Here is a 21,842-nt window from a genome sequence, read left to right on the forward strand (position 1 = left end):
CGACAATCAGTAGCGATAGTGTTCCGGCTTGTACGGACCTTCTGGCTTGACGCCAATATAAGCGGCCTGATCCGCATCCATCTGCGTCAGCTTCACTCCGATGCGATCCAGATGCAGGCGGGCTACTTTTTCGTCCAGATGCTTGGGCAGGATGTAGACCTTGTTCTCGTACTGGTCACCTTTGGTGAACAGCTCGATCTGTGCCAGAACCTGGTTAGTGAACGAGGCCGACATCACGAAAGACGGGTGACCTGTGGCGTTACCAAGATTCAGCAGACGGCCTTCTGACAGCAGGATCAGACGGTTGCCCGAAGGCATCTCGATCATGTCCACCTGCTCCTTGATGTTCGTCCACTTGTGGTTCTTCAGGCTGGCCACCTGAATCTCGTTGTCGAAGTGACCGATATTGCCGACGATGGCCATGTCCTTCATCTCGCGCATATGCTCAATGCGGATCACGTCCTTGTTGCCGGTGGTGGTGATGAAGATATCCGCGCTGTCAACTTCGTCTTCCAGCAAGGTCACTTCGAACCCGTCCATCGCAGCCTGCAGCGCGCAGATCGGGTCAACTTCGGTCACCTTCACGCGCGCACCTGCACCGCGCAAGCTGGCGGCCGAGCCCTTGCCCACGTCGCCATAGCCGCAAACCACAGCAACCTTACCGGCCATCATGGTGTCGGTGGCGCGGCGGATACCATCGACTAGCGATTCCTTGCAGCCGTATTTGTTGTCGAATTTCGACTTTGTGACCGAGTCATTCACGTTGATCGCCGGGAACGGCAGGTGGCCGTCTTTCACCAGCTGATACAGACGGTTCACGCCGGTGGTGGTTTCCTCGGACACACCCTGAATCTGATCACGCATCTTGGTGAACCAACCGGGGCTGGCCGCCATGCGCTTGGCGATCTGCTTCTTGATCACCTCTTCCTCTTCCGAACCCGGAACTGGGATGATGTCTTCGCCCGCTTCGGCACGTGCGCCCAGCAGGATGTACAGGGTCGCGTCGCCACCATCGTCAAGGATCATGTTCGGGCCGTCTTCGAACAGGAAGGATTTATCCAGGTAATCCCAATGCTCTTCCAGTGTTTGACCCTTGATGGCGAAGACAGGAATGCCCGCCTCGGCAATCGCGGCGGCGGCATGGTCCTGCGTCGAGAAGATGTTGCACGACGCCCAGCGCACATCCGCACCCAACGCCACCAACGTTTCGATCAGAACACCGGTCTGGATGGTCATGTGCAGCGATCCAACGATACGCGCACCTGTCAGAGGCTTGCTTTCCCCATATTCCGCACGCAGGGACATCAGTCCCGGCATCTCGGTTTCGGCAATATCCAATTCCTTGCGGCCGAACCCGGCCAGCGAAATGTCTTTAACGATATAGTCCACGGCCATCAGGCGCTCCATTTTCGGTAAGTCACAGTCCCGGCTGCCCCTAACATTCCTTGGGGCAGGTGGCAACTTTGAAGACAATTACCGGAAGCCTGGTGGCCGCTTTCAGCTTGGCGTGCCTTCGACTTTTATCTTTGGTATCGCTTCAAAAAAATCGGTGCCAACGGCAACAATACAACTGATCCCGTCCGCATTGGTTACCAAAACGGTATAACTGCCCGTTTCCTTCGAGGCCCAGACTTCCATCACCGACTGTGCGCTGCGTGTCTTTTGCAAACCACCAAAGGCCAATTCTTCGGCGTAGTTTTCCTGCAATTTGGTGACAATGTCGTCGCGTTCCGCGCAACTCCGGGCAAAAGCTGGCGGGGCGGTCGCGGCCATTCCAAAGGTCAGGGCAATGGCGAATAAACGCTTGAACATGACAAACTCCTATCGTTTCGCGTTTCACAGTCGAGAGGAGCACACCGGGAGAAGCATGTGCCCCCCTCGGTTTTGATGTCGGGATCATGGCGCGCCGTTTCAAAGCACAAATGCTCAAGAAACTGTTGGCAGCAAGTGATCCAGACAGGTACATCATAACACAAAAATATGGCGCAATCGCGTCCGGTCAGGCGAGGCATAGCAAAATGGCAACACAACCCAGAGCATGGCAGCGCATGTTATCGGGGCGTCGGCTGGACTTGCTGGACCCGACCCCGGTGGATATCGAGATCGAAGATATCGCGCATGGGCTTGCTTTTGTGGCGCGTTGGAACGGGCAGACACGCGGCGATTTCGCCTATTCCGTCGCCGAGCACTCCCTGTTGGTTGAGGAGCTCTTCGGCAGAATTGCCCCCAAGACACCCGTCAAATGGCGGTTGGCAGCCCTGTTACATGACGCGCCGGAATACGTGATTGGTGACATGATTTCCCCGGTCAAATCCGCTGTGGGCCCCGGTTACGGCGCCTTGGACGACCGGCTGGCGGCGGCGATCCACATTCGGTTCGGCCTGCCCGCTGAGGTGCCAAAAGCGGTGAAACGGCAGATCAAGAAGGCCGACAAGATCAGTGCCTGGATGGAGGCCACCCAGATCGCGGGCTTTTCCGAGGCAGAGGCAACGAAATTCTTTGGTCGCCCGGATAAAGCGGTGATGGAGGGATTGGAGATCACGCTGAGACCACCAGTTAAGGTGCGGCGGGCATTCTCTGATCGGTATAAAGCGTTGTTAGCTCGGCTCTAGGATGCACTATGGGAACTGTGTCGGCTTCGAATCCAACCGGCACACGAGAAGAATCTAAGGCGATCCGGCTTGAATTGATCAATCCACAAGTTTCTAATCTTCGGGTATCTGGGAGATTTGCGAGAATGAGTGTCCTCCGCAGTTTTGCCGCGCCACGGGGCGCAACAATCTTTCAACCAGGTCAACCATGTCCAGGCTTCATCATTCTGTCAGAAGGATCAATTCGTGTAACACTTACAGGCCCCAGCGGACGGGAAGTGGTCCTATATCGTGTCACACCGGGCGACGTATGCCTCCAGACTTTGTCATGCCTGATAAAGGACGAGGCCTACGGTGCCGAAGGTGTTGCAGAGACCGACCTGACCGGGCAAATCGTGCTGGCTCACGAGTTTCGAAAGAAGCTCGCCGAGGACGCTGAGTTCCGAGATATGATTATGTTGTCCGTTTCCTCGCGGTTTTCGGAGTACCAGCAGTTGATTGAAGATGTGGCGCTCACAAGCTTCGATGCGCGGCTCGCCAAGGCGTTGATAAGGCTTGCGTCTTCAGACAGTAGGGTGAAGGCAACCCACTCCGAACTGGCAAGCGAAACAGCCTCAGGCCGCGCCTACGTGTCTCGCAGATTGGCGGAGTTCGCGAAGAAAGGCTGGGTAAAGCAGCATGAGGACGGCATCGCTATACTCGATCGCAAGGAACTGGAACATGTTGCCGCAGGTTAGCGGTGACTCTGTCACCGTCTCTCGGCGACGCAACAGGTTAGAGTTGCGCGACAATCAACCAAGGAGGATTTAATGATGTCCAGAAATGAGGGAACACTTGATCGCACACTGCGTATCATTCTTGGCCTTGTGCTGCTGTCTTTGATCTTTGTCGGCCCTCAGACGATGTGGGGGCTTATCGGCATCATCCCACTCATCACAGGTCTGGTTGGCGTTTGCCCGATCTATTCCGCTTTAGGGATCAAGACGTGCAGCGTGAAAACGAACTAATGGAAGCTGCATATCTCGGTATTGGGGGCGACGCCACGCCCTCATAGATGCTCAAGCTGAAGCCAGTTCACATTGGCGTCGGCGTGCCAAATGGACCGAGGGCGATCTCAGAATCTTGCGGACCTCGTAGGTCCGCTTCGTCCCGAAAAGCAGACCCGACTGGCATCGTCTGAACAAAACCCTGTTTCAGATTGAACCAAAATCGTTTGTGCTTACCGCGGGCTGCGCTTCGCCAGTATCCGCTGCAAGGTCCGGCGGTGCATGTTCAACCGCCGTGCGGTTTCGCTGACATTCCGGTCGCACAGCTCATAAACCCGCTGGATGTGCTCCCAACGCACGCGGTCCGCGCTCATCGGGTTTTCCGGCGGCGGGGGCAATTCGTCACCCTTGGCCAGCAGCGCATTGGTGATGTCGGTGGCGTCGGCGGGTTTCGACAGATAATCGGTTGCGCCGATTTTTACCGCAGCGACTGCGGTCGCAATCGCCCCGTACCCGGTCAGAACCACAACCCGGCTGTCAGGGCGCTTTTCGCGCAGAACCTCAACCACATCCAGACCGTTGCCATCCTCCAGTCGCAAGTCAACAACTGCGTAAGCCGGTGGGCGGGCGGTGGAAATTGCGCGACCTGCGGCGACGGATCCTGCGGTTTCAACCTCGAACCCACGCTTTTCCATGGCCTTGGCCAAACGTCTCAGGAACGGCTCGTCATCATCCACCAAAAGCAAGGATTTGTCAGGGCCGATATCAAGCTGAGAACTGTCTGCCATATGTTAGGTCTTTCCGCTATTTCATGCCTTTGGCTTAAACATGAGTAATAGCAGCGCAGAAACAAAGGTCAAACAACCTTGTTAAGGCGCGGCCTGGTCCAGAAAGCACCCGACCTTGTCCGCCATCTGTTCGGCGGTGTCATCGCGCTTGAAGAATTCAAGGAAACCATGTTCGGGCGTCACCAGATAGGTGAAGGTGGAATGGTCAACAAGGTAGAATTCGTCGCTTTTATCCTGTGCCTTGTAATAGGTCTTGTAAGCCTTGCTCGCCGCCCTGACCTGTTCGGGCGAACCGGTCAACGCAATCGTCTTGCCGCCAAGATTGAAGGCATAATCATCCACAACCTCGGGCGTGTCCCGTTCGGGATCGATCGAGATGAACAGCGCCGTTGCCGACTGCCCGCGCTGGTTCAGGATATCCACGGCCTCAACATTGCGGGACATGTCAAACGGGCAGACATCGGGGCAGAATGTATAGCCGAAATAGACAAGTGTGGGTTCGGTTATCACGTCTTTGTCGGTCACCGTCTCACCCTTGCCATTCACCAGTTCAAACGGCCCGCCGATAGCAGCGGTCCCCCCGGCGATCTGCCCGGATCGGCACTGTGCAAACTGGTCGCCGGAACCGCCCCCACGCGTCAAAAGCCACATCGCACCAAGACCGATGGCCAGAACGAGAGTTGCAAGAATTGCGTATAGGCGGGTCATTTCGGTTTTCCGGTCGCAAGGAGTTGTTGATCGTTCCGGCCGGGACACCTAACAAGATGACCAGCCTTTGCAACAGGACATAAGCGACCGATGGCAGATTCCAATCAGACTTTTTGGCGCGGCCAGGAACGCAGCAGCTGGATCCGCCTGCGCACCCTGATCCTGTTGCGATGGGTTGCTATTTTTGGTCAGATCACCGCCATCACCGTGGCCCAGCAATACTATCACGTGCAGCTGGAACTGGGCCTGTGTTATCTGGCCATCGGGATCTCGGTGATGGGTAACCTGACTGCCATTCTGTTGTTTCCACAGAACAAGCGGATGTCCGAGTTCGAAAACTTCCTGATGGTTTTGTTCGACCTGCTGCAACTGTCGATCTTGCTGTATCTGACGGGCGGGCTGAATAACCCCTTTGCGCTTCTGCTTTTGGGGCCGGTCACAATTTCCGCCAATGTGATGAGCACACGGTCGACCTTGATTGTCGGGGCTGTTGCGATTGTTCTGACCACCCTGCTGGCGGAATTCCACCTGCCGCTGCGGACCAACGTCGGGGTGGTTTTGGACATTCCGGAAATCCTGCTGTTTGGCAACTGGGCTGCTATCATTATCGCCATCGTCTTTATCGGTGCTTATTCTCACCGCGTCAGTTCCGAGGTTCAGTCCATGTCCGAAGCGCTGGCTGCCACCCATATGGCACTGGCGCGCGAGCAAAAGCTGACCGATCTTGGCGGCGTGGTCGCCGCCGCCGCGCACGAGCTGGGCACCCCTTTGGCCACGATCAAACTGACGAGTGCGGAACTGATCGAAGAGCTGGATGACCGTCCCGACCTCAAGGAAGACGCCGCCTTGATCCGCGAACAGGCTGATCGGTGCCGCGACATTCTGCGCGATATGGGTCGTGCCGGAAAAGATGACCTGCATTTGCGGCAGGCTCCGCTTTCAACGGTGGTGAACGAAGCCGCCGAGCCACATGTTGACCGGGGCAAGGTCGTTCATTTTTCGGAAGGCCCGGTGCAGGACGGAGACGTGCTGCAACCCTCGATCCTGCGAAAGCCCGAGATTATTCACGGGCTTCGCAACCTGATCCAGAATGCCGTGGACTTTGCCCGCGCGAATGTCTGGGTCGAAGCCGAATGGACAGACAGCAGGATCACCGTCAGCATCATGGATGACGGGCGAGGCTACCCGTCGCACATGATTGGACGCATCGGTGACCCCTTCATGCGCCGCAGACGGGCCGAAGCCGACCTGCGAACCCGCCCGGAATACGAAGGCATGGGGTTGGGACTGTTCATCGCAAAAACGTTGCTGGAACGCAGCGGCGCCGAACTGAAATTCGCAAATGGCACGGATCCGTATCAGCGTCTGACCGATCAAAAAGACAGGACAGGTGCTATCGTCAAGGTCTCGTGGCCGCGCAATCTGATTGACGCGCAAAAGGGCGACACGCCGGTTCCATCCGGTTCCAACAAACGCATTCAGGTATGAGTTAAGGAGCCGTTAACTAATCCTGCCCATAGTCAGCCTGGGTTTGGTTCCACCTTGGGGATATTCATGGCCGACTGGATCATTCTGGCCGCGATCAGCCTGGTATCGGGATGCTTTGCCGTGCAGTGGTTATTGCCACGCCAGACGCGACGCGACGATGTCTTTGGTTTGTTTTCGACAACATCCCTGTTCGATGCGGTATTCCTGTTTGATGGTGATCACCTGATCAGCCACTCCGACATCGCGCTTGCCGGGTTCGAACATGTTGGAAGCTGGCAGGACTTGCGCCGCCTGCTGCAAAGGGATTTCCCCACCTTCCCCGAAACACCCGAAAAGGTTCGTGATCAAAATGTACTGGTAATCTCGGCCATTGATTGCACGGTGGAACGCGAAGTGGTGTGTGAATGGATCGACGGGATTGTCCGCGTGCGTCTGCACGAACCGGCCAGAATCGCTCCGACCGGGTCAAGCGCGCTGAGCGAACCGAGCCGTCTGGCCATGGAACAGGCCCCCTATCCGGTATGGTTGCTGGATCACAACAGCCAGGTGCAATGGTGCAATGCAGCTTATGTCACGCTTGTTCGCCGGGCCCGTGGTCAGGATGCCGATCTGACTGCCCCGCTTTTTCCGGACGCCTCTGATGCGCCGTCGCTCGGAAAATCAAGGGTGGCGGTGGATGTGACAGGAACCAACAGCAAGTTGTGGTTCGACCTGACGCAGATCGGGCAGGACGACGGGCGGTTATGTTACGCCACAGACATCAACGCCATTGTCGAAGCTGAAACTGCGCAACGCAAGTTCGTGCAGACCATGACCAAGACCTTTGCTCAACTTTCGATTGGCCTGGCCATTTTTGACCGCAACCGGCAACTGGCGCTGTTCAACCCAGCCCTGATCGATCTGACAACGCTGCCGCCGGATTTCCTCAGCTGCCGCCCGAATATCAGCAGTTTCTTCGATCGGCTTCGGGATCAGCACATGATGCCAGAACCCAAGAACTACCGCACCTGGCGGCGTCAGATGAACGACCTGCTGGAAGCGGCCGAGGGCGGAAACTATCACGAAACATGGTCGCTTCCCTCTGGCTCGGTTTATTCTGTAAGCGGCAGGCCGCATCCCGATGGGGCCGTTGCGTTTCTGTTCGAAGATATTACTGCCGAAATCACGTTAACGCGCCGCTTCCGGTCCGAGATGGATCTGATGCAATCCATTTTGGACAAGCTGGCCGATGCAATCGCTGTATTTGCCGATGATGGAACCCTGGCCCTTACCAACTACGCCTACGAAAAGCTTTGGGGCAGCGCACAGGAAATCGGCTTTCAGACCGACACCATCACCGATGTCACGCGGCATTGGCAGGACCATTGTGTCGCTACGCCGATCCTTGGAGAGATCCGGAATTTTGTCGAAATGCGGGATAATCGGGCGGAATGGACGGCTGAATTCCGGATGCGGTCAGGTATCACTTTGGACTGCACGGTTTCACCGGTTCATAATGGTGCGACGATCGTGCGGTTTGCACCCGTGGATATTCTGACAAAAACAGCTCCGATGAAACAGATCAGCGCCTGAACCGGGGTTGCAGCCGATTAGGCAGAACGTCATTGTGACGCCATGACGACGACCCCCCAAACCCTGACGTTTATATCGCCCGATGAAACCGCAGATTTCGCGGCCCGTATCGGGTCTTCGCTTGATGCCGGGGATGTCCTGTTGCTTAGTGGTGCAATCGGCAGCGGCAAGACGCATTTCGCACGCAGCCTCATTCAATCACTCATGCCTGAACCGGAAGACGTGCCGTCACCCACATTCACTTTGGTTCAGACCTATGACACCCCGGCGGGTGAGATCTGGCACTGCGATCTTTATCGGCTGAACGCGCTGGAGGAAGTGGATGAACTGGGTTTGGTCGATGCCTTTGACACAGCAATCTGCCTTGTGGAATGGCCGGAAAAGCTGGGCGCACTAGCCCCTGCCGCTGCGTTAAAGCTGGCCTTCGAAACAGACCCTGACACAGAAGAAACCCGCCACGTGTCCTTGTCATGGACCGATCCGAAATGGGTAGAAAAGCTGGAGAGTGCAGGATGACAAACAGGACAATCCTGGCAGAGGCCCTTATTGCGCAAACTCCTTGGGCCGGTGCAACGCGTGCACCACTGGCCGGCGACGCATCGAACCGCAGGTACGAACGCGTGACCGATCCGGTCAGTGGGCGAACGGCTGTCCTGATGGATGCACCACCTGACAAGGGCGAAAGCGTCGAATCGTTTGTGCGTGTTGCCGAGTATCTGCGTTCGATTGGCCTGAGTGCGCCCGAGATTTACGCAGAAGACGCTGAATATGGATTTCTGCTGCTGGAAGATCTGGGTGATGATCTGTTTGCACGCGTCCTGAAAAAAGACCCGTCCAAAGAACGCCTTTTGTACGAGGCCGCGACAGACGTGCTGCTGCACCTGCATCAGGCCCCAATATTGTCGCTACCGTCCTACGACCCGGCCCTGATGACGGACCTGGCGGCGCTGGCGCTTACGAAATATGCCGCGGGCATTCAGGGCAATGTTGATCAGGACGTTCTGGACCGGTTCGAACTTCGGTTTGCTGATATTTTGCACCGTGAAACCTCTGGGGACAAAGTTGTCATTCAAAGGGACTATCACGCGGAAAACCTTCTGTGGCTGCCTGAGCGCGACGGCATAAGGCGCGTCGGATTGCTGGATTTCCAATTGGCCATGCTGGGGCACCCCGCCTATGATCTGGTGTCCTTGCTTCAGGACATTCGCCGCGATGTTTCGGTCGGGACAGAAATGCAGATGATCAACCGCTATATTGCAGGATCAGGTATGGACGATCACGAGTTTCGGACCGCGTACAGCGTATTGGGTGCGCAGCGAAATCTTCGCATCCTTGGCGGTTTTTCGCGGCTGGCAACCGATTACGGCAAGCCGCAATATCTGGACATGATCCCGGCGGTCTGGTCGCACCTCATGCGGGATCTGGAACACCCTGCCCTTGTATCGGTGGCCTCGCTGTTGCACGACGCTCTGCCCCGACCAACACCTCAGAATTTGGCCAGGCTGAGGCCGCAATGACCGGATCGCCCTTTGCCGTAATGTTGTTTGCCGCCGGGTTTGGCACCCGCATGGGCGCGTTGACCAAGGACCGACCCAAACCGCTGATCGAAGTGTCCGGGCGCCCCCTGATCGACCATGCGCTGGACCTTGTCGACAACCTTGGCCCTGTTCGCACAGTGGCAAACGTGCATTACCACGCCGATCAGCTCGACGCGCATCTCGGGCCTAAAGGCATTCTGATATCGCGGGAGGAGCCGGAGATCCTGGAAACCGGCGGCGGGTTGCGCGCAGCCCTGCCATTGCTGGGCACCGACCCTGTGTTCACCCTGAATACCGATGCAATCTGGTCCGGCCCAAATCCATTGAAACTGCTGCAAAACGCATGGGACCCGTCCCGCATGGATGCGCTTTTGATGTGTGTTCCGACTGCGCAGGCCATTGGTCACAACGGGCCGGGTGATTTTACCGCTGATCGGTTGGGGCGGATCACGCGTGGACCCGGATTGGTTTACGGGGGTGCACAGATTCTCAAGACACAAGGGTTGCACGCCTTCTCGCAGCCAGCGTTTTCGTTGAACCTGCTTTGGAACCAGATGCAGGATCAGGGGCGTTTGTTCGGCATCGAGTATCCCGGTCGCTGGTGTGATGTGGGTCACCCCGATGGGATCGCTCTGGCCGAGGATTTGCTGGCAGATGTTTGACCCCGGACCCCTGCCCCGCGTCTTCGCCGTCCCACCCGGTACGGATTTCCCCAAGGCGTTGGTCGACGGCCTGAGGCGGCGTTGTTCAGGCCCGCCCGAAGCTATGGCGCGGGTGGAACTGGTGTTGAACACGCGGCGTATGGAACGGCGCGTACGTGATCTGTTCAATCAGGGGCCACCTTGCCTGCTGCCCCGCATCTCTCTGGTTACCGATCTGGGGGACAGTGCTGATCTGGCGCATATTCCACCTGCCATTCCGCCCCTTCGGCGGCGTCTGGAGTTGACACAGCTGGTCGCCAAATTGTTGGAACAACAACCGGATTTGGCGGCGCGGTCGTCGGTTTTTGACCTGTCCGACAGTCTGGCGGCGCTGATTGACGAAATGCAGGGTGAAGGTGTGTCGCCGGACACAATCCGGGGGCTGGATGTCAGCGACATGTCCGGCCATTGGGCGCGGGCTCAGACCTTTATCGGTATCGCAGATCATTTCATTGACACGGGCTCGCAGGTGATGGACGCGCAGGCCCGCCAACGCCGCGTGGTCGAAAACCTGATCGCCCGCTGGCAAACCGATCCCCCCCTGCATCCGGTTATACTGGCCGGGTCGACCGGTTCGCGCGGCACCACGCTGATGCTGATGGACGCCGTCGCGCGCTTGCCGCAAGGGGCGCTGGTACTGCCCGGATACGATTTCGACCAGCCGGATCGCGTTTGGGAAGGGTTGGATGATGCGTTGACTTCGGAAGATCATCCGCAATACCGGTTTCGCAAGCTGATGCACGGGCTGGGCCTGTCACCCGGCCAGATCACCCCCTGGACAGACCTGAACGCCCCCTCGCCTGCTCGTAACCGTCTGGTTTCCCTGGCTTTGCGCCCGGCCCCGATCACCGATGCCTGGATGAGCGAAGGCCCGAAACTGGCTGATCTACTCGGCGCAACCAAAGACCTGACACTGGTCGAGGCGCAATCACCGCGGGACGAGGCTTTGGCCATTGCCCTGCGCCTGCGAAAGGCTGCAGAAACCGGTCAGACCGCCGCCCTGATCACGCCCGATCGCATGTTGACCCGTCAGGTCAGCGCCGCGCTGGATCGGTGGAACATTCTGGCGGATGACAGCGCCGGTTTGCCGCTGCAACTCTCGCCTCCGGGCCGGTTTCTGCGACATGTGGCTGGTCTGTTCACGCGCCGTCTGGAGGGCGAGGCGCTGCTTACCTTGCTAAAACACCCGTTGTGCCATGACGGCAGTGAACGCGGTAACCATTTGCTGCACACGCGTGATCTGGAACTGGACCTGCGCCGCAATGGCCCGCCATTTCCGGATGGCACCAGCCTCACCGCATTTGCAGTACGCAAAGAAACCCCCGAGGTCTGGGTCCAATGGGTTGTTCACCACTTCTGCGATCAACAGATCAAAGGCGAGTTGGCGCTTTCCGACTGGGTAGATCGGCTCACAACACTGGCCGAGGCGATCTCGGCCGGCAGTGCAGGCGAAACCGGCACGTTGTGGGACAAGAACGCGGGTCAAAAGGCGCTGGCAGTGCTGAATTCCCTCAGGGAAGAGGCGCAACATAGCGGGCCGATGACGGCCCATGATTTTGCCGATCTTCTGGGCGCGTTGCTAGCAGGGGAAGAGGTCCGCGACCGCGACGCGCCACATCCGCATATTATGATCTGGGGCACACTCGAAGCGCGGGTACAGGGTGCAGACCTGTTGATCCTTGGCGGATTGAACGAAGGCAGTTGGCCAGAAGCCCCGGCACCTGACCCCTGGCTGAACCGGCAGATGCGGGACAGGGCGGGCCTATTGTTGCCCGAACGGCGGATCGGCCTGTCGGCGCATGATTTTCAACAGGCCATCGGCGCGCCCGAGGTCTGGCTAACCCGCGCAACCCGCTCGGATGATGCGGAAACGGTGCCGTCCCGTTGGGTGAACCGGCTGACAAACCTCTTGCAAGGCCTGCCTGAGCAGGGTGGCCCGCAAGCGCTGGCCGGAATGCGCTCCCGTGGCCAAAACTGGCTGAACTGGTCCGAGGCTCTGGAAGACGCGCCGCGCATTGACCCCGCGCCACGCCCATCCCCGCGCCCGCCAGTTGCCGCGCGTCCACGTCACCTGTCAGTAACGGAAATCAAGCGGCTGATCCGTGATCCTTATGCCATCTATGCCAAGCATGTGCTGCGGTTGAAACCTCTCGATCCGCTTGTCCAGGCACCCGACGCGTTGCTGCGGGGGATCGTGATCCACGAAATCCTCGAGCATTTCGTCAAGGATAGTGTGCTCGACAACGCCTTGCTGACGCGTGAGAATTTTCTGAAACGCGCGCACACATTGCTGGAGCAGCATGTTGCCTGGCCCACGGCGCGGCATCTGTGGCTGGCGCGGCTGGAACGGATCGCAGACGACTTTATCAGCGCCGAACTTTCGCGCCGGGGTGACGGTGGGCCAGTGGCCTTTGAAGCAGCGATGAAGCTGGTGCTGAACCCGCTGGATTTCACCCTCACGGGGCGCGCTGACCGGATCGATCACAACAGCCGTGGGGCCTTGCGGATCATCGACTATAAAACTGGTGCGCCTCCGACAGAAAGCCAGCAGTCCAAATTCGACAAGCAATTGCTGATCGAGGCTGCAATGGCCGAACAGGGCGGTATCGAAGGTCTTGACCCGATGGCGGTGGCAGAGGCGATCTTCATCGGGATGGGTGGTGCCTATAAAGAGGTGCCCGCGCCGCTGCTGAAAGAACCCGCCGAGAAGGTTCTAGCCGAATTGAAAGAGCTGATTTCAGCCTATTTAGAGCCTGATCAGGGATATTCATCCCGCCGAATGCTGCACAAGGATACGGATATTGGTGACTATGATCATCTGGCCCGGTTCGGCGAGTGGGACCGGACAGCCAAAACGCGCCCCGAGGACCTGATATGAGCGCGCGCAACGAAGCCACCGAACGACAGGTGCAAGCCGCGCGACCCGATGCCTCGACCTGGCTGGCCGCCAATGCGGGGTCAGGAAAGACACGGGTTCTGACCGATCGGGTGGCGCGCCTGCTGCTGGGTGGCGTCCAACCGCAGCACATACTTTGCCTGACCTATACCAAAGCTGCTGCCAGCGAGATGCAGAACCGGTTGTTTGACCGTCTTGGCAAATGGGCAATGCTGGAAGATGCCAGGCTGCAAAAGGACCTGGCCGAACTGGGCGTGACCGGCGTTATCGATTCAGACCGGTTGGCACAAGCGCGCACCCTGTTTGCCCGCGCCATCGAGACGCCGGGCGGCTTGAAGATTCAGACAATTCACTCGTTCTGCGCCTCGTTGCTGCGTCGTTTCCCGCTCGAGGCCGGGGTCAGCCCGCAGTTTTCGGAAATGGAAGACCGTGCGGCAGCTTTGCTGAGGGAAGAAATTGTTGAAGATTTCGCAGAAGGCCCGCAGGCCAAGCTGATCGAAGACGTGGCCCGGTTTATCACCGATACAGGCTTTGACAAGCTGACTGCGGCGATCGCCCAAAAGCGCAACCAGTTCGCGCAGCAACTGGATTGGCCTGATCTGTTGCAACGCTTCGAACTGCCCTCGCATTTCGACGATAATGCGTTGTTCCAAAGCGTTTTCCTGGGTGGTGAGGTTGAGCTGATCCAGTCAATTTTGCCCCTGTTGCTCGAAAGTGGCGGCAATAATGCCAAGGCAGCGGCAAAGCTGGCAGGGTTCACCGAAGCACGATTGGCTCACTTGCCCATGCTGGAAGACGTGCTGCTGACAGGAAAAGGCGCAAAAGAACCGTTCACCGCCAAGATCAACGGCTTTCCTACCAAACTCCTTCGCGAAGGTGCGCTGGCGGACCGGATGCCTCAACTCGAAGCTCTCATGCTGCGGCTTGAAGCTGCACGCGAACGCCGGCTGGCGCTGGTTGCAGCCCAGAAAACCGCTGTATTGCACCGCTTTGCCGCTGCATTCCTACCGGAATATGAACGCCGCAAGCAGTTGCGGGGGTGGCTGGATTTCGACGATCTGATCCTGCGCGCACGTCAGGTTCTGAATGACCCGGCAGTGGCCGAATGGGTGCTATACCGTCTGGATGGGGGTATCGACCACATTCTTGTCGACGAAGCGCAAGACACCAGCCCCGATCAATGGGATGTGGTCGAAAAACTGGCTCAGGAGTTCACCAGTGGGGAAGGGGCCCGATCAGGGGTCGAGCGCACGATTTTTGTGGTCGGCGACAAAAAACAATCGATCTATTCCTTTCAGGGCGCCGACCCGCAGGCTTTTGACCGGATGCAGGAAGAGTTTGACCGAAAACTCACTGAATCAGGCTCTAAACTGTGGGGTTCGACGCTGGAATATTCCTTCCGATCCTCCAGCGCGATCTTGTCTCTGGTCGACACGCTTTTTGATAACCGAACCGATGCAGGATTTCAGAAGGAAAGCCAGCACCGCGCCTTCAAATCCGATTTGCCCGGTCGGGTTGATCTTTGGCCCGTTGTCGAAAAAGTCGAAGACGCGGAGGAGGGGGACTGGACTGATCCGGTGGACCGACCCGGATCACGGCATCATACCGTTATTCTGGCCGAACGGGTGGCTGCGTCGATCAAAAAAATGATCGATGGCGGCGAAACGATCCCTGAAGACGGGGACACACAGGGCCAGTTTGTTCGACGCAAAGTGCAACCCGGTGATTTTCTGATCCTTGTGCAACGCCGGTCCGACCTGTTTGCCGAAATCATTCGCGCCTGCAAGGTTGCCGGGCTACCCATCGCCGGGGCGGACCGGCTTAAGGTGGGGGCCGAACTAGCGGTCAAGGATCTGGCTGCGCTGCTTGGCTTTCTGGCGACGCCCGAAGACAGCCTGTCGCTGGCGACAGTTCTGAAATCCCCGCTGTTCGGATGGTCCGAGCAGCAGCTTTTCGATCTGGCCCATCGGCGGGAGGAGCAATTCCTGTGGGCTGCTTTGCGCAAACGCGCTGACGAATTCCCCGAAACCCTGGGCGTGCTGAACGATCTGCGCAGTCAGATCGACTTTCTGCGCCCCTATGACCTGATCGAACGCATTCTGACCCGACATAACGGGCGGCGAAACCTGTTGGGCCGACTGGGACCCGAGGCTGAAGACGGTATCAATGCCCTGCTGTCGCAGGCGTTGGCCTACGAGCGGACGGATATCCCCAGCCTGACGGGATTTCTGGTCTGGATGCAGACCGACGATCTGGAAATCAAACGACAGATGAGCGGGGTCGGCAATATGATCCGGGTGATGACGGTGCACGGCTCGAAAGGGCTGGAGGCTCCGATCGTCATTCTACCGGATACCGGCAAACGGCAGCCGCCGCGCGACGCTGAAATCATGGTGGCAGACGGGACACCGCTGTGGAAGGTTTCGGCAGATCAATCGCCGAACCTGATCACTCACGCCCGGGCAGAAGCGCGCGCCCGCGAGGAAAACGAACGGCTTCGCTTGCTGTATGTGGCTCTAACACGGGCCGAAAAGTGGCTGATCGTGGCGGCGGCGGGTGATTTGGGTAATGATGGCAACAGCTGGTACCAGATGGTCGAAGCGGCGATGGAAAAGGCCGGGGCAACGCAACTGCCTGGTTCAGATAAACGTCGGCTGTCCCATGGCGACTGGGATGGGTTGCCATTGGTTGAGCAGTCACACGCATCGGCCAAACATGTAGAACTGCCCGACATGTTCCTGCACCCCGCAGCTGAATCAGTTGTACCTGCGGCCACCATCAGCCCTTCGGATCTGGGTGGTGCCAAGGCGTTGCCGGGTGACGCTGGTCTGGATGAAGACGCTGCCAAACTGCGCGGAACCCGTGTGCACCTGCTGCTTGAGCATCTGCCCAAAGTCACGCAGAACCACTGGCCAGAGCTTTGCGCCCGCCTGCTGCCCGACATGGGGCACGAGGATCAGAACGCATTGCTGACCGAAGTCACAGGCGTGCTGACATCCGAAAGCCTGCGACACATGTTCACGCCGGACACATTGGCCGAAATACCTGTTACTGCCGACCTGAACGGGCAGCGAATGTACGGGATTGTCGACCGCCTGATCGTGACGAACAGCGAAGTTCATGTGATTGATTTCAAATCAAATGCCACCGTTCCGAACCGGGTCGAAGATTGCCCCGAAGGGTTGCTTCGACAAATGGGCGCGTATGCGCAGGCCCTGTCGCAGATCTATCCAAACCATAAGATACGCACCGCAATCCTTTGGACAAGAACGGCAAATCTTATGTGGCTGCCACACGATCTTGTGACGGATGCCCTGGCCTGCACCCAGATATCTTGACCTTGCCTACTGCCGCCCCTACCTTCACAGCCCAAGCGCATTTCATTCAGGAGACATAATATGTCGACCGTAGCCGTCACCGACGAAACCTTTGACGCCGAAGTCAAGAACTCGGACGTTCCAGTTGTAGTGGATTTCTGGGCCGAATGGTGCGGACCCTGTAAGCAGATCGGTCCGGCACTGGAAGAGCTGGCCGCCGAATATGGCGGCAAGGTCAAGATCGCCAAGGTGGACGTGGACAACAACCCGAACTCTGCCGCCGCCATGGGCGTGCGCGGCATTCCGGCGCTGTTCATCTTCAAGGACGGTCAGGTTGTATCGAACCGCGCAGGCGCTGCCCCCAAAGCCGCGCTGCAAAGCTGGATCGACGAATCCATCTAATCTGGCGATAACGAATTGTTCGAAAGGCGCCTCTGATCGGGGCGCCTTTTTTGTTGAATCGGCGGGGAAACCAATGGCGAAAACGCGCGTTCTTGTAGAATTCGGGATGGGCACATCCCTGCGCCGAATGGACTATACCGAAGCGTCGCTGCGGGCGATCAGGGACGCACTGTGGCACAACTCGGTCAATATGGCCGAACTGTTTGGTTTCCCGAAAGAGGCGATGATCATCGATGCCGAAATCGGCGTGCAGCAGCCGGATCAAGTGGATACCGACGCCCTCAAAGCCGTTTTCCCTTATGGCCAGCCCAACATTACCGTCACAAAGGGTGGGCTGGACATCGAAAAACCGCATGGCGACGGCCACACGGTCATCGCCAATGCTGCACTGATCGTTTCTTTCGACATGGAACCGACGCAATGAGTGAAAAGCGGATCATCCTGGAAATGGGCACTGGCAATGACCTTTATGGTCAGGATTATACCAAAGCAGCCCGCCGCGCGGTTCAGGACGCGCTGCATCATTCATCCATCACGCTGTTTTCAAAACTGGGGATCGATCACAACGAAATGCGCGTGCGCGTGACAATAGGCGTTCAGAATCCGGAACAGGTGAATTGCGAGTTGGTTGCTGTCGACTTGCCGCGAGGCCGGGCCGAGGTTCGCGCGGTTAAAGGTGGTCTGGATGTCGCCGATGAAGAAGCTGGCACTCTGCACGTCATTGCAACTGCCGCGGTCGAGGCCTTTTTACCCGACCTTGCCGGGCAATACGTCCAGGGCTGAGCAACGAAAAAGCCGCTCGGAAATCCGGGCGGCTGGTTCGGTTTGACGATCTGTCGGTTGGATCAGAGTTTAGCGATATCCGCGCGGCTCAGACCGATATCGTCCAGCTGCGTGTCGCTGAGTTCCGACAGAAGGTTCCGTGTTTTACGGGCTTCATTCCATGCGACAACACTGTCGAATGCATTGATGAAAACGTCCGCCACGTGCAGGATGGTAGCTGCTCCGAGCGGCGCATGAATATTAGCTGTAGTTGCCATGTGCGCAGTCCTTATTGAAGAAACAGCCGACCCGTCGTCGGTTGTGAGCCTCATCTAGTACCGCTTGGCCGGACTCACAATTGCTGGTCCGGTAACCCCGATTTGCATTTTTTGCATATCTTTTGGGCAGTTTGGCAATGGGTTGCGCCAACAACCGGTCCGGCCCATATATACCGCCAGCAAAAGCGGAGACGATCATGGCAGATAGCGACTTTCCCGGTTGGCACGGCACAACGATTATTGGCGTCAAGAAGGACGGTCATGTCGTCATTGCCGGCGACGGTCAGGTGAGTCTGGGTCAGACGGTGATCAAGGGCACTGCGCGCAAGGTGCGCCGCCTGTCTCCCGGAGGGTTCGAGATCGTGGCAGGTTTTGCCGGATCGACGGCGGATGCCTTCACGTTGCTGGAACGGCTGGAAGCCAAGCTTGAGGCAACGCCCGGCCAACTGGCCCGCGCGTCAGTTGAGCTGGCCAAGGACTGGCGCACCGACAAGTATCTGCAAAAGCTTGAGGCGATGCTGATCGTGACAGACGGCAGGGATCTGCTGGTCATCACCGGGGCAGGGGACGTTCTAGAGCCCGAACACAATGTGGCGGCCATCGGTTCGGGAGGCAATTTCGCTCTGGCCGCCGCGCGTGCCATGATGGACAGCGACAAATCCGCAGAAGACATCGCCCGGCAATCCATGGCCATCGCAGCAGATATCTGCGTCTACACCAATGGCAACCTGACGGTTGAGACGATCTCAGGCTAAAAGCGCCTTGATCTCTTTGCCTTTCCATCGGCGGTGCATGCCGACCAGCCCCAGGATCGCTGCAACGATCACGATGTAATAGGGCACGCGGATATCGATGCTCATCAACCCGCCACCGATCAGTGACATGATCCCGCCCGCAAGGCAGAACACCGCGGTGGCCACGCCCATGGCCCAGCCCTGATCCGCCTCGCTGACGCTTGAGGAGAACAGGCCCAACAGTGTTGGATAGGCGATGCCGAACAGGAAATAGAAGAAAAACACCGGGACATAGCTGAATACACCGCTTGGGCTGAAGGCAAACGCAAACCCGCAAATGACCATCACCACAAGCGACGTGTATATGATCGCGTGTTTGCTGAACCTTTCCTGGGCAGGCTTCACCAGGAACGTGCTGGAAAAGGCCAGCGCCACTCCGATGACCACCATCGCCACGCTGCCCCCGATGACCCCATACCCGAATGCGCTGGTCAGGAAATTGTCGACAAACACGTAGAATGTGACATTGGCGATCATGAAAAACGAATAAACCGGCAGGATTTTCAGAACCAGCGGGTGTTCGCCAACTGCGATCAGGCTGTCGGTAATATCACGGGGGCGAAACACAAAAGGCTCGCGCTTGGTTCGGGTGTCCTTGAAAAATAGAAGCACTAGAAAAATCGCGATCAACACCAACACGAACGCGCCATAGAACGGGGTTTTCAGCGTGGCAAAGCCGCCAAATAACGCCGAATCCGACAAAACCGCGCCGATGATCGGCCCGCCGACAAGGCCAAAGCTGACACCTGTCACGATGTAGCCCATGTTTCGGTCCCGGTCAGACGCGTCAGTGCTGCCATCGATCATCGCTGCCTGCGCGATAGGCTGATTGCCCGCAGTGAACCCGGTAATCGAACGGCCGACGATCAGCAGAAGCAGGCTATTGAGATAAAGCGCCACAATGGTCAGCGCATATCCGGCCAACGCCCCCCCAAGGCAGACCAGCAACGCATTCTTTCGCCCGATCGAGTCAGACACTTTCGAGACATAAACAACACCCAGAAACCACGACAGGAAAAAGCATCCGATCACCAGACCATAGTAAAAATGCCTGCGGCCCACTGGCGTACTTTCCGGCAGGAAACCCGAGTTCGTTTCCATGATCAGCGAATTGATGATGGGAAAGACCAGGCCTTGCCCGATCAGGTCCACAAACACCACAAACAACAGGGTAATCTTGGCAATCTTCGTCATTCCATATGCTCCTGACGCTCGTAACCCTGACGCAACCGTAACAGAGGGTTCGTGTTTTCCCCAAGCAAAGGATTTGCAAACCGCATGAGGCATTGTTAACCAACGCGGCCAAGACCTGCGGTTTGCTTGTTTTCGTCAAAGCCATGATTACTTAGACCGCATCACGCAAATACGACCGAGAGGATTGCCCTTTGACCGACCTGACCCCGCGCGAGATTGTCTCGGAACTGGATCGTTTCATCATCGGGCAAAAGGATGCCAAGCGCGCTGTGGCCGTTGCCCTACGCAACCGCTGGCGTCGCAAGCAGTTGCCGGACGATATTCGCGAAGAGGTGTATCCAAAGAACATCCTTATGATCGGCCCGACCGGTGTCGGCAAGACCGAGATCAGCCGCCGTCTGGCCAAGCTGGCGCGCGCACCCTTTATCAAAGTCGAAGCCACGAAGTTCACAGAGGTTGGCTATGTCGGTCGCGACGTGGAACAAATCATCCGCGATCTGGCCGATGCCGCCATTCTGCAAACACGGGAATTCATGCGAGAAGACGTCAAGGCCAAAGCCTATCAAGCCGCCGAAGACCGCGTGATTGACGCCATCGCTGGTACGGATGCCCGTGAAGGCACACGAGAGATGTTCCGCAAAAAGCTCAAGGCGGGTGAACTGGATGAGACGGTCATCGAACTGGACGTCGCGGACAGTTCAAACCCGATGCCGATGTTCGATATTCCGGGCCAGCCTGGCAGTCAGATGGGGATGATGAATCTGGGTGATATCTTCGGTAAGGCGTTTGCCGGGCGTACTGTCAGGAAACGCCTGACTGTCGCCGAAAGCTATGACGTGCTGATTGGGGAAGAGGCCGACAAGCTGCTGGACGATGAGTCGGTCACCCGCACCGCATTGGAATCGGTGGAACAGAATGGCATCGTTTTTCTGGACGAGATTGACAAGGTCTGCGCCCGCACAGAAGCGCGTGGTGGTGATGTAAGTCGCGAAGGTGTGCAGCGCGACCTGCTGCCCCTGATCGAAGGCACAACCGTCTCGACAAAACACGGTCCGGTGAAAACCGACCACATCCTGTTCATCGCATCCGGTGCGTTCCATATCGCCAAACCGTCAGACCTCCTGCCCGAGTTGCAGGGCCGTCTGCCCATCCGGGTAGAGCTGCGCGCGCTGACCGAAGAAGATTTCGTGCGCATCCTGACCGAAACCGACAACGCACTGACCCGTCAATATACGGCCCTTATGGCCACCGAAGAGGTCACTGTTGGGTTTACCGAAGACGGTATTGCCGCCTTGGCACGGATCGCAGCCGAGGTGAACCAGAGCATTGAAAACATTGGTGCGCGGCGACTTTATACCGTCATGGAGCGGGTCTTCGAAGAGCTGTCATTCACTGCACCAGACCGGGCCGGAACAGAAATAACTGTCGACGCACAATTCGTGGACGAAAATCTGGGTGAATTGACTAAATCAGCGGACCTGAGCCGGTACGTCTTGTAGCAATTCGGATCCGATACTGCCGCTTTTCTGCGTTTCTTTCATCCGCTCTTTCGTTCCAAGCAAAGCGGTTTACTATTTGTGTGATTATATTTATGGCCACCGGCAAGGACTGGACAACCAGAAATTCAGCAAAGAGCCCCGTCAAAAAAGTCGCCGAAACCATCAGACGCATAACTCGACAAAAGAGCTTGCCCATTCAATTTGTTCGCGCAGTCAGTTAACTACGCTCTGAAATTTTCGAATCGAAGTCACATTTCATACACGTGTGGCAAAGCCAAAATACAGGCAACAGGTTGTTGAGGTTGGGTGATATGGAGATTGAGCAGAC

The 21,842-nt window shown here is 57.5% G+C and carries 21 protein-coding genes; 15 read left to right on the forward strand and 6 right to left on the reverse strand.

The features are described 5' to 3' along the window. Nucleotides 1-6 precede the first annotated feature (6 nt). Together ahcY and I9182_RS12925 are read right to left on the reverse strand one after the other, a co-directional pair. Nucleotides 7-1,395, reverse strand: coding sequence for an adenosylhomocysteinase (ahcY, locus tag I9182_RS12920; RefSeq protein ID WP_209505231.1), 1,389 nt, complete (start codon nucleotides 1,393-1,395; stop codon nucleotides 7-9). Between the two features lie 102 nt (nucleotides 1,396-1,497). Then, entirely contained in the window at nucleotides 1,498-1,812 is a 315-nt protein-coding gene (locus I9182_RS12925) for a hypothetical protein (protein WP_209598515.1), read from the reverse strand. 206 nt (nucleotides 1,813-2,018) lie between these two features. Between I9182_RS12925 and I9182_RS12930 the strand changes: the two genes are divergently transcribed. From I9182_RS12930 to I9182_RS12940, 3 genes are all read left to right on the forward strand, one after another. Further along, entirely contained in the window at nucleotides 2,019-2,612 is a 594-nt protein-coding gene (locus I9182_RS12930) for an HD family hydrolase (protein WP_209505233.1), read from the forward strand. Nucleotides 2,613-2,737: 125 nt separating this feature from the next. Next, nucleotides 2,738-3,328, forward strand: a complete 591-nt coding sequence (locus I9182_RS12935; RefSeq protein ID WP_209505234.1) for a Crp/Fnr family transcriptional regulator — start codon at nucleotides 2,738-2,740, stop codon at nucleotides 3,326-3,328. A 75-nt stretch (nucleotides 3,329-3,403) separates the two neighbouring features. Next, on the forward strand, nucleotides 3,404-3,598 hold the full coding sequence (locus tag I9182_RS12940; protein ID WP_209505286.1) for a DUF2892 domain-containing protein: 195 nt from the start codon (nucleotides 3,404-3,406) through the stop codon (nucleotides 3,596-3,598). 212 nt (nucleotides 3,599-3,810) lie between these two features. On the opposite strand, the gene I9182_RS12945 is transcribed toward I9182_RS12940, so the two are convergent. Together I9182_RS12945 and I9182_RS12950 are read right to left on the reverse strand one after the other, a co-directional pair. Beyond that, a complete protein-coding gene (locus I9182_RS12945; RefSeq protein ID WP_050604676.1) occupies nucleotides 3,811-4,365 on the reverse strand; it encodes an ActR/PrrA/RegA family redox response regulator transcription factor in 555 nt (184 codons plus the stop codon). Between the two features lie 81 nt (nucleotides 4,366-4,446). Next, nucleotides 4,447-5,073 carry an SCO family protein gene (locus I9182_RS12950; RefSeq protein ID WP_209598516.1) on the reverse strand — a complete coding sequence of 209 codons (627 nt, stop codon included), beginning with the start codon at nucleotides 5,071-5,073 and terminating at the stop codon, nucleotides 4,447-4,449. Between the two features lie 90 nt (nucleotides 5,074-5,163). On the opposite strand from I9182_RS12950, the gene I9182_RS12955 reads away from it, so the two are divergent. From I9182_RS12955 to I9182_RS13000, 10 genes are all read left to right on the forward strand, one after another. Next, nucleotides 5,164-6,561 (forward strand): sensor histidine kinase RegB, encoded by a 1,398-nt coding sequence (locus I9182_RS12955; protein WP_209505236.1) that lies wholly within the window; start codon nucleotides 5,164-5,166, stop codon nucleotides 6,559-6,561. 66 nt (nucleotides 6,562-6,627) lie between these two features. Next, on the forward strand, nucleotides 6,628-8,133 hold the full coding sequence (locus I9182_RS12960) for a PAS-domain containing protein (RefSeq protein WP_209598517.1): 1,506 nt from the start codon (nucleotides 6,628-6,630) through the stop codon (nucleotides 8,131-8,133). A 42-nt stretch (nucleotides 8,134-8,175) separates the two neighbouring features. Next, the gene (tsaE, locus tag I9182_RS12965; protein ID WP_209598518.1) at nucleotides 8,176-8,649 is read left to right on the forward strand and encodes a tRNA (adenosine(37)-N6)-threonylcarbamoyltransferase complex ATPase subunit type 1 TsaE; all 474 of its coding nucleotides are present in this window, start codon (nucleotides 8,176-8,178) and stop codon (nucleotides 8,647-8,649) included. After that, nucleotides 8,646-9,650: a phosphotransferase gene (locus I9182_RS12970; RefSeq protein ID WP_209505243.1), complete on the forward strand. Its 1,005-nt coding sequence runs from the start codon at nucleotides 8,646-8,648 to the stop codon at nucleotides 9,648-9,650. Before tsaE ends, I9182_RS12970 begins: the two co-directional genes overlap by 4 nt. After that, on the forward strand, nucleotides 9,647-10,333 hold the full coding sequence (locus tag I9182_RS12975) for a nucleotidyltransferase family protein (RefSeq protein WP_209505244.1): 687 nt from the start codon (nucleotides 9,647-9,649) through the stop codon (nucleotides 10,331-10,333). Before I9182_RS12970 ends, I9182_RS12975 begins: the two co-directional genes overlap by 4 nt. Further along, complete coding sequence (addB, locus tag I9182_RS12980; protein WP_209598519.1) at nucleotides 10,326-13,250, forward strand: double-strand break repair protein AddB; 2,925 nt, start codon at nucleotides 10,326-10,328, stop codon at nucleotides 13,248-13,250. Before I9182_RS12975 ends, addB begins: the two co-directional genes overlap by 8 nt. Beyond that, the gene (gene addA, locus I9182_RS12985) at nucleotides 13,247-16,606 is read left to right on the forward strand and encodes a double-strand break repair helicase AddA (RefSeq protein ID WP_209598520.1); all 3,360 of its coding nucleotides are present in this window, start codon (nucleotides 13,247-13,249) and stop codon (nucleotides 16,604-16,606) included. The genes addB and addA overlap by 4 nt, the downstream gene beginning before the upstream one ends. Before the next feature lie 60 nt (nucleotides 16,607-16,666). After that, nucleotides 16,667-16,987 (forward strand): thioredoxin, encoded by a 321-nt coding sequence (gene trxA, locus I9182_RS12990; protein WP_209505247.1) that lies wholly within the window; start codon nucleotides 16,667-16,669, stop codon nucleotides 16,985-16,987. 73 nt (nucleotides 16,988-17,060) lie between these two features. Further along, nucleotides 17,061-17,411 (forward strand): Lin0512 family protein, encoded by a 351-nt coding sequence (locus I9182_RS12995; RefSeq protein ID WP_209598521.1) that lies wholly within the window; start codon nucleotides 17,061-17,063, stop codon nucleotides 17,409-17,411. Next, nucleotides 17,408-17,770 carry a Lin0512 family protein gene (locus I9182_RS13000; RefSeq protein WP_209598522.1) on the forward strand — a complete coding sequence of 121 codons (363 nt, stop codon included), beginning with the start codon at nucleotides 17,408-17,410 and terminating at the stop codon, nucleotides 17,768-17,770. Before I9182_RS12995 ends, I9182_RS13000 begins: the two co-directional genes overlap by 4 nt. A gap of 62 nt (nucleotides 17,771-17,832) precedes the next feature. On the opposite strand, the gene I9182_RS13005 is transcribed toward I9182_RS13000, so the two are convergent. After that, on the reverse strand, nucleotides 17,833-18,027 hold the full coding sequence (locus tag I9182_RS13005; RefSeq protein ID WP_209598523.1) for a DUF1127 domain-containing protein: 195 nt from the start codon (nucleotides 18,025-18,027) through the stop codon (nucleotides 17,833-17,835). 197 nt (nucleotides 18,028-18,224) lie between these two features. Between I9182_RS13005 and hslV the strand changes: the two genes are divergently transcribed. Continuing rightward, the gene (gene hslV, locus I9182_RS13010) at nucleotides 18,225-18,782 is read left to right on the forward strand and encodes an ATP-dependent protease subunit HslV (protein ID WP_209598524.1); all 558 of its coding nucleotides are present in this window, start codon (nucleotides 18,225-18,227) and stop codon (nucleotides 18,780-18,782) included. Here the strand turns inward: hslV and I9182_RS13015 are convergent. Then, a complete protein-coding gene (locus I9182_RS13015; RefSeq protein WP_209598525.1) occupies nucleotides 18,774-20,015 on the reverse strand; it encodes an MFS transporter in 1,242 nt (413 codons plus the stop codon). The genes hslV and I9182_RS13015 overlap by 9 nt on opposite strands. A gap of 191 nt (nucleotides 20,016-20,206) precedes the next feature. On the opposite strand from I9182_RS13015, the gene hslU reads away from it, so the two are divergent. Further along, nucleotides 20,207-21,514 carry an ATP-dependent protease ATPase subunit HslU gene (gene hslU, locus I9182_RS13020; protein ID WP_209598526.1) on the forward strand — a complete coding sequence of 436 codons (1,308 nt, stop codon included), beginning with the start codon at nucleotides 20,207-20,209 and terminating at the stop codon, nucleotides 21,512-21,514. The last annotated feature ends 328 nt before the right edge of the window (nucleotides 21,515-21,842 follow it).

The organism is Ruegeria sp. HKCCSP351 (genome assembly GCF_017872535.1).
Lineage (GTDB): Bacteria > Pseudomonadota > Alphaproteobacteria > Rhodobacterales > Rhodobacteraceae > Ruegeria.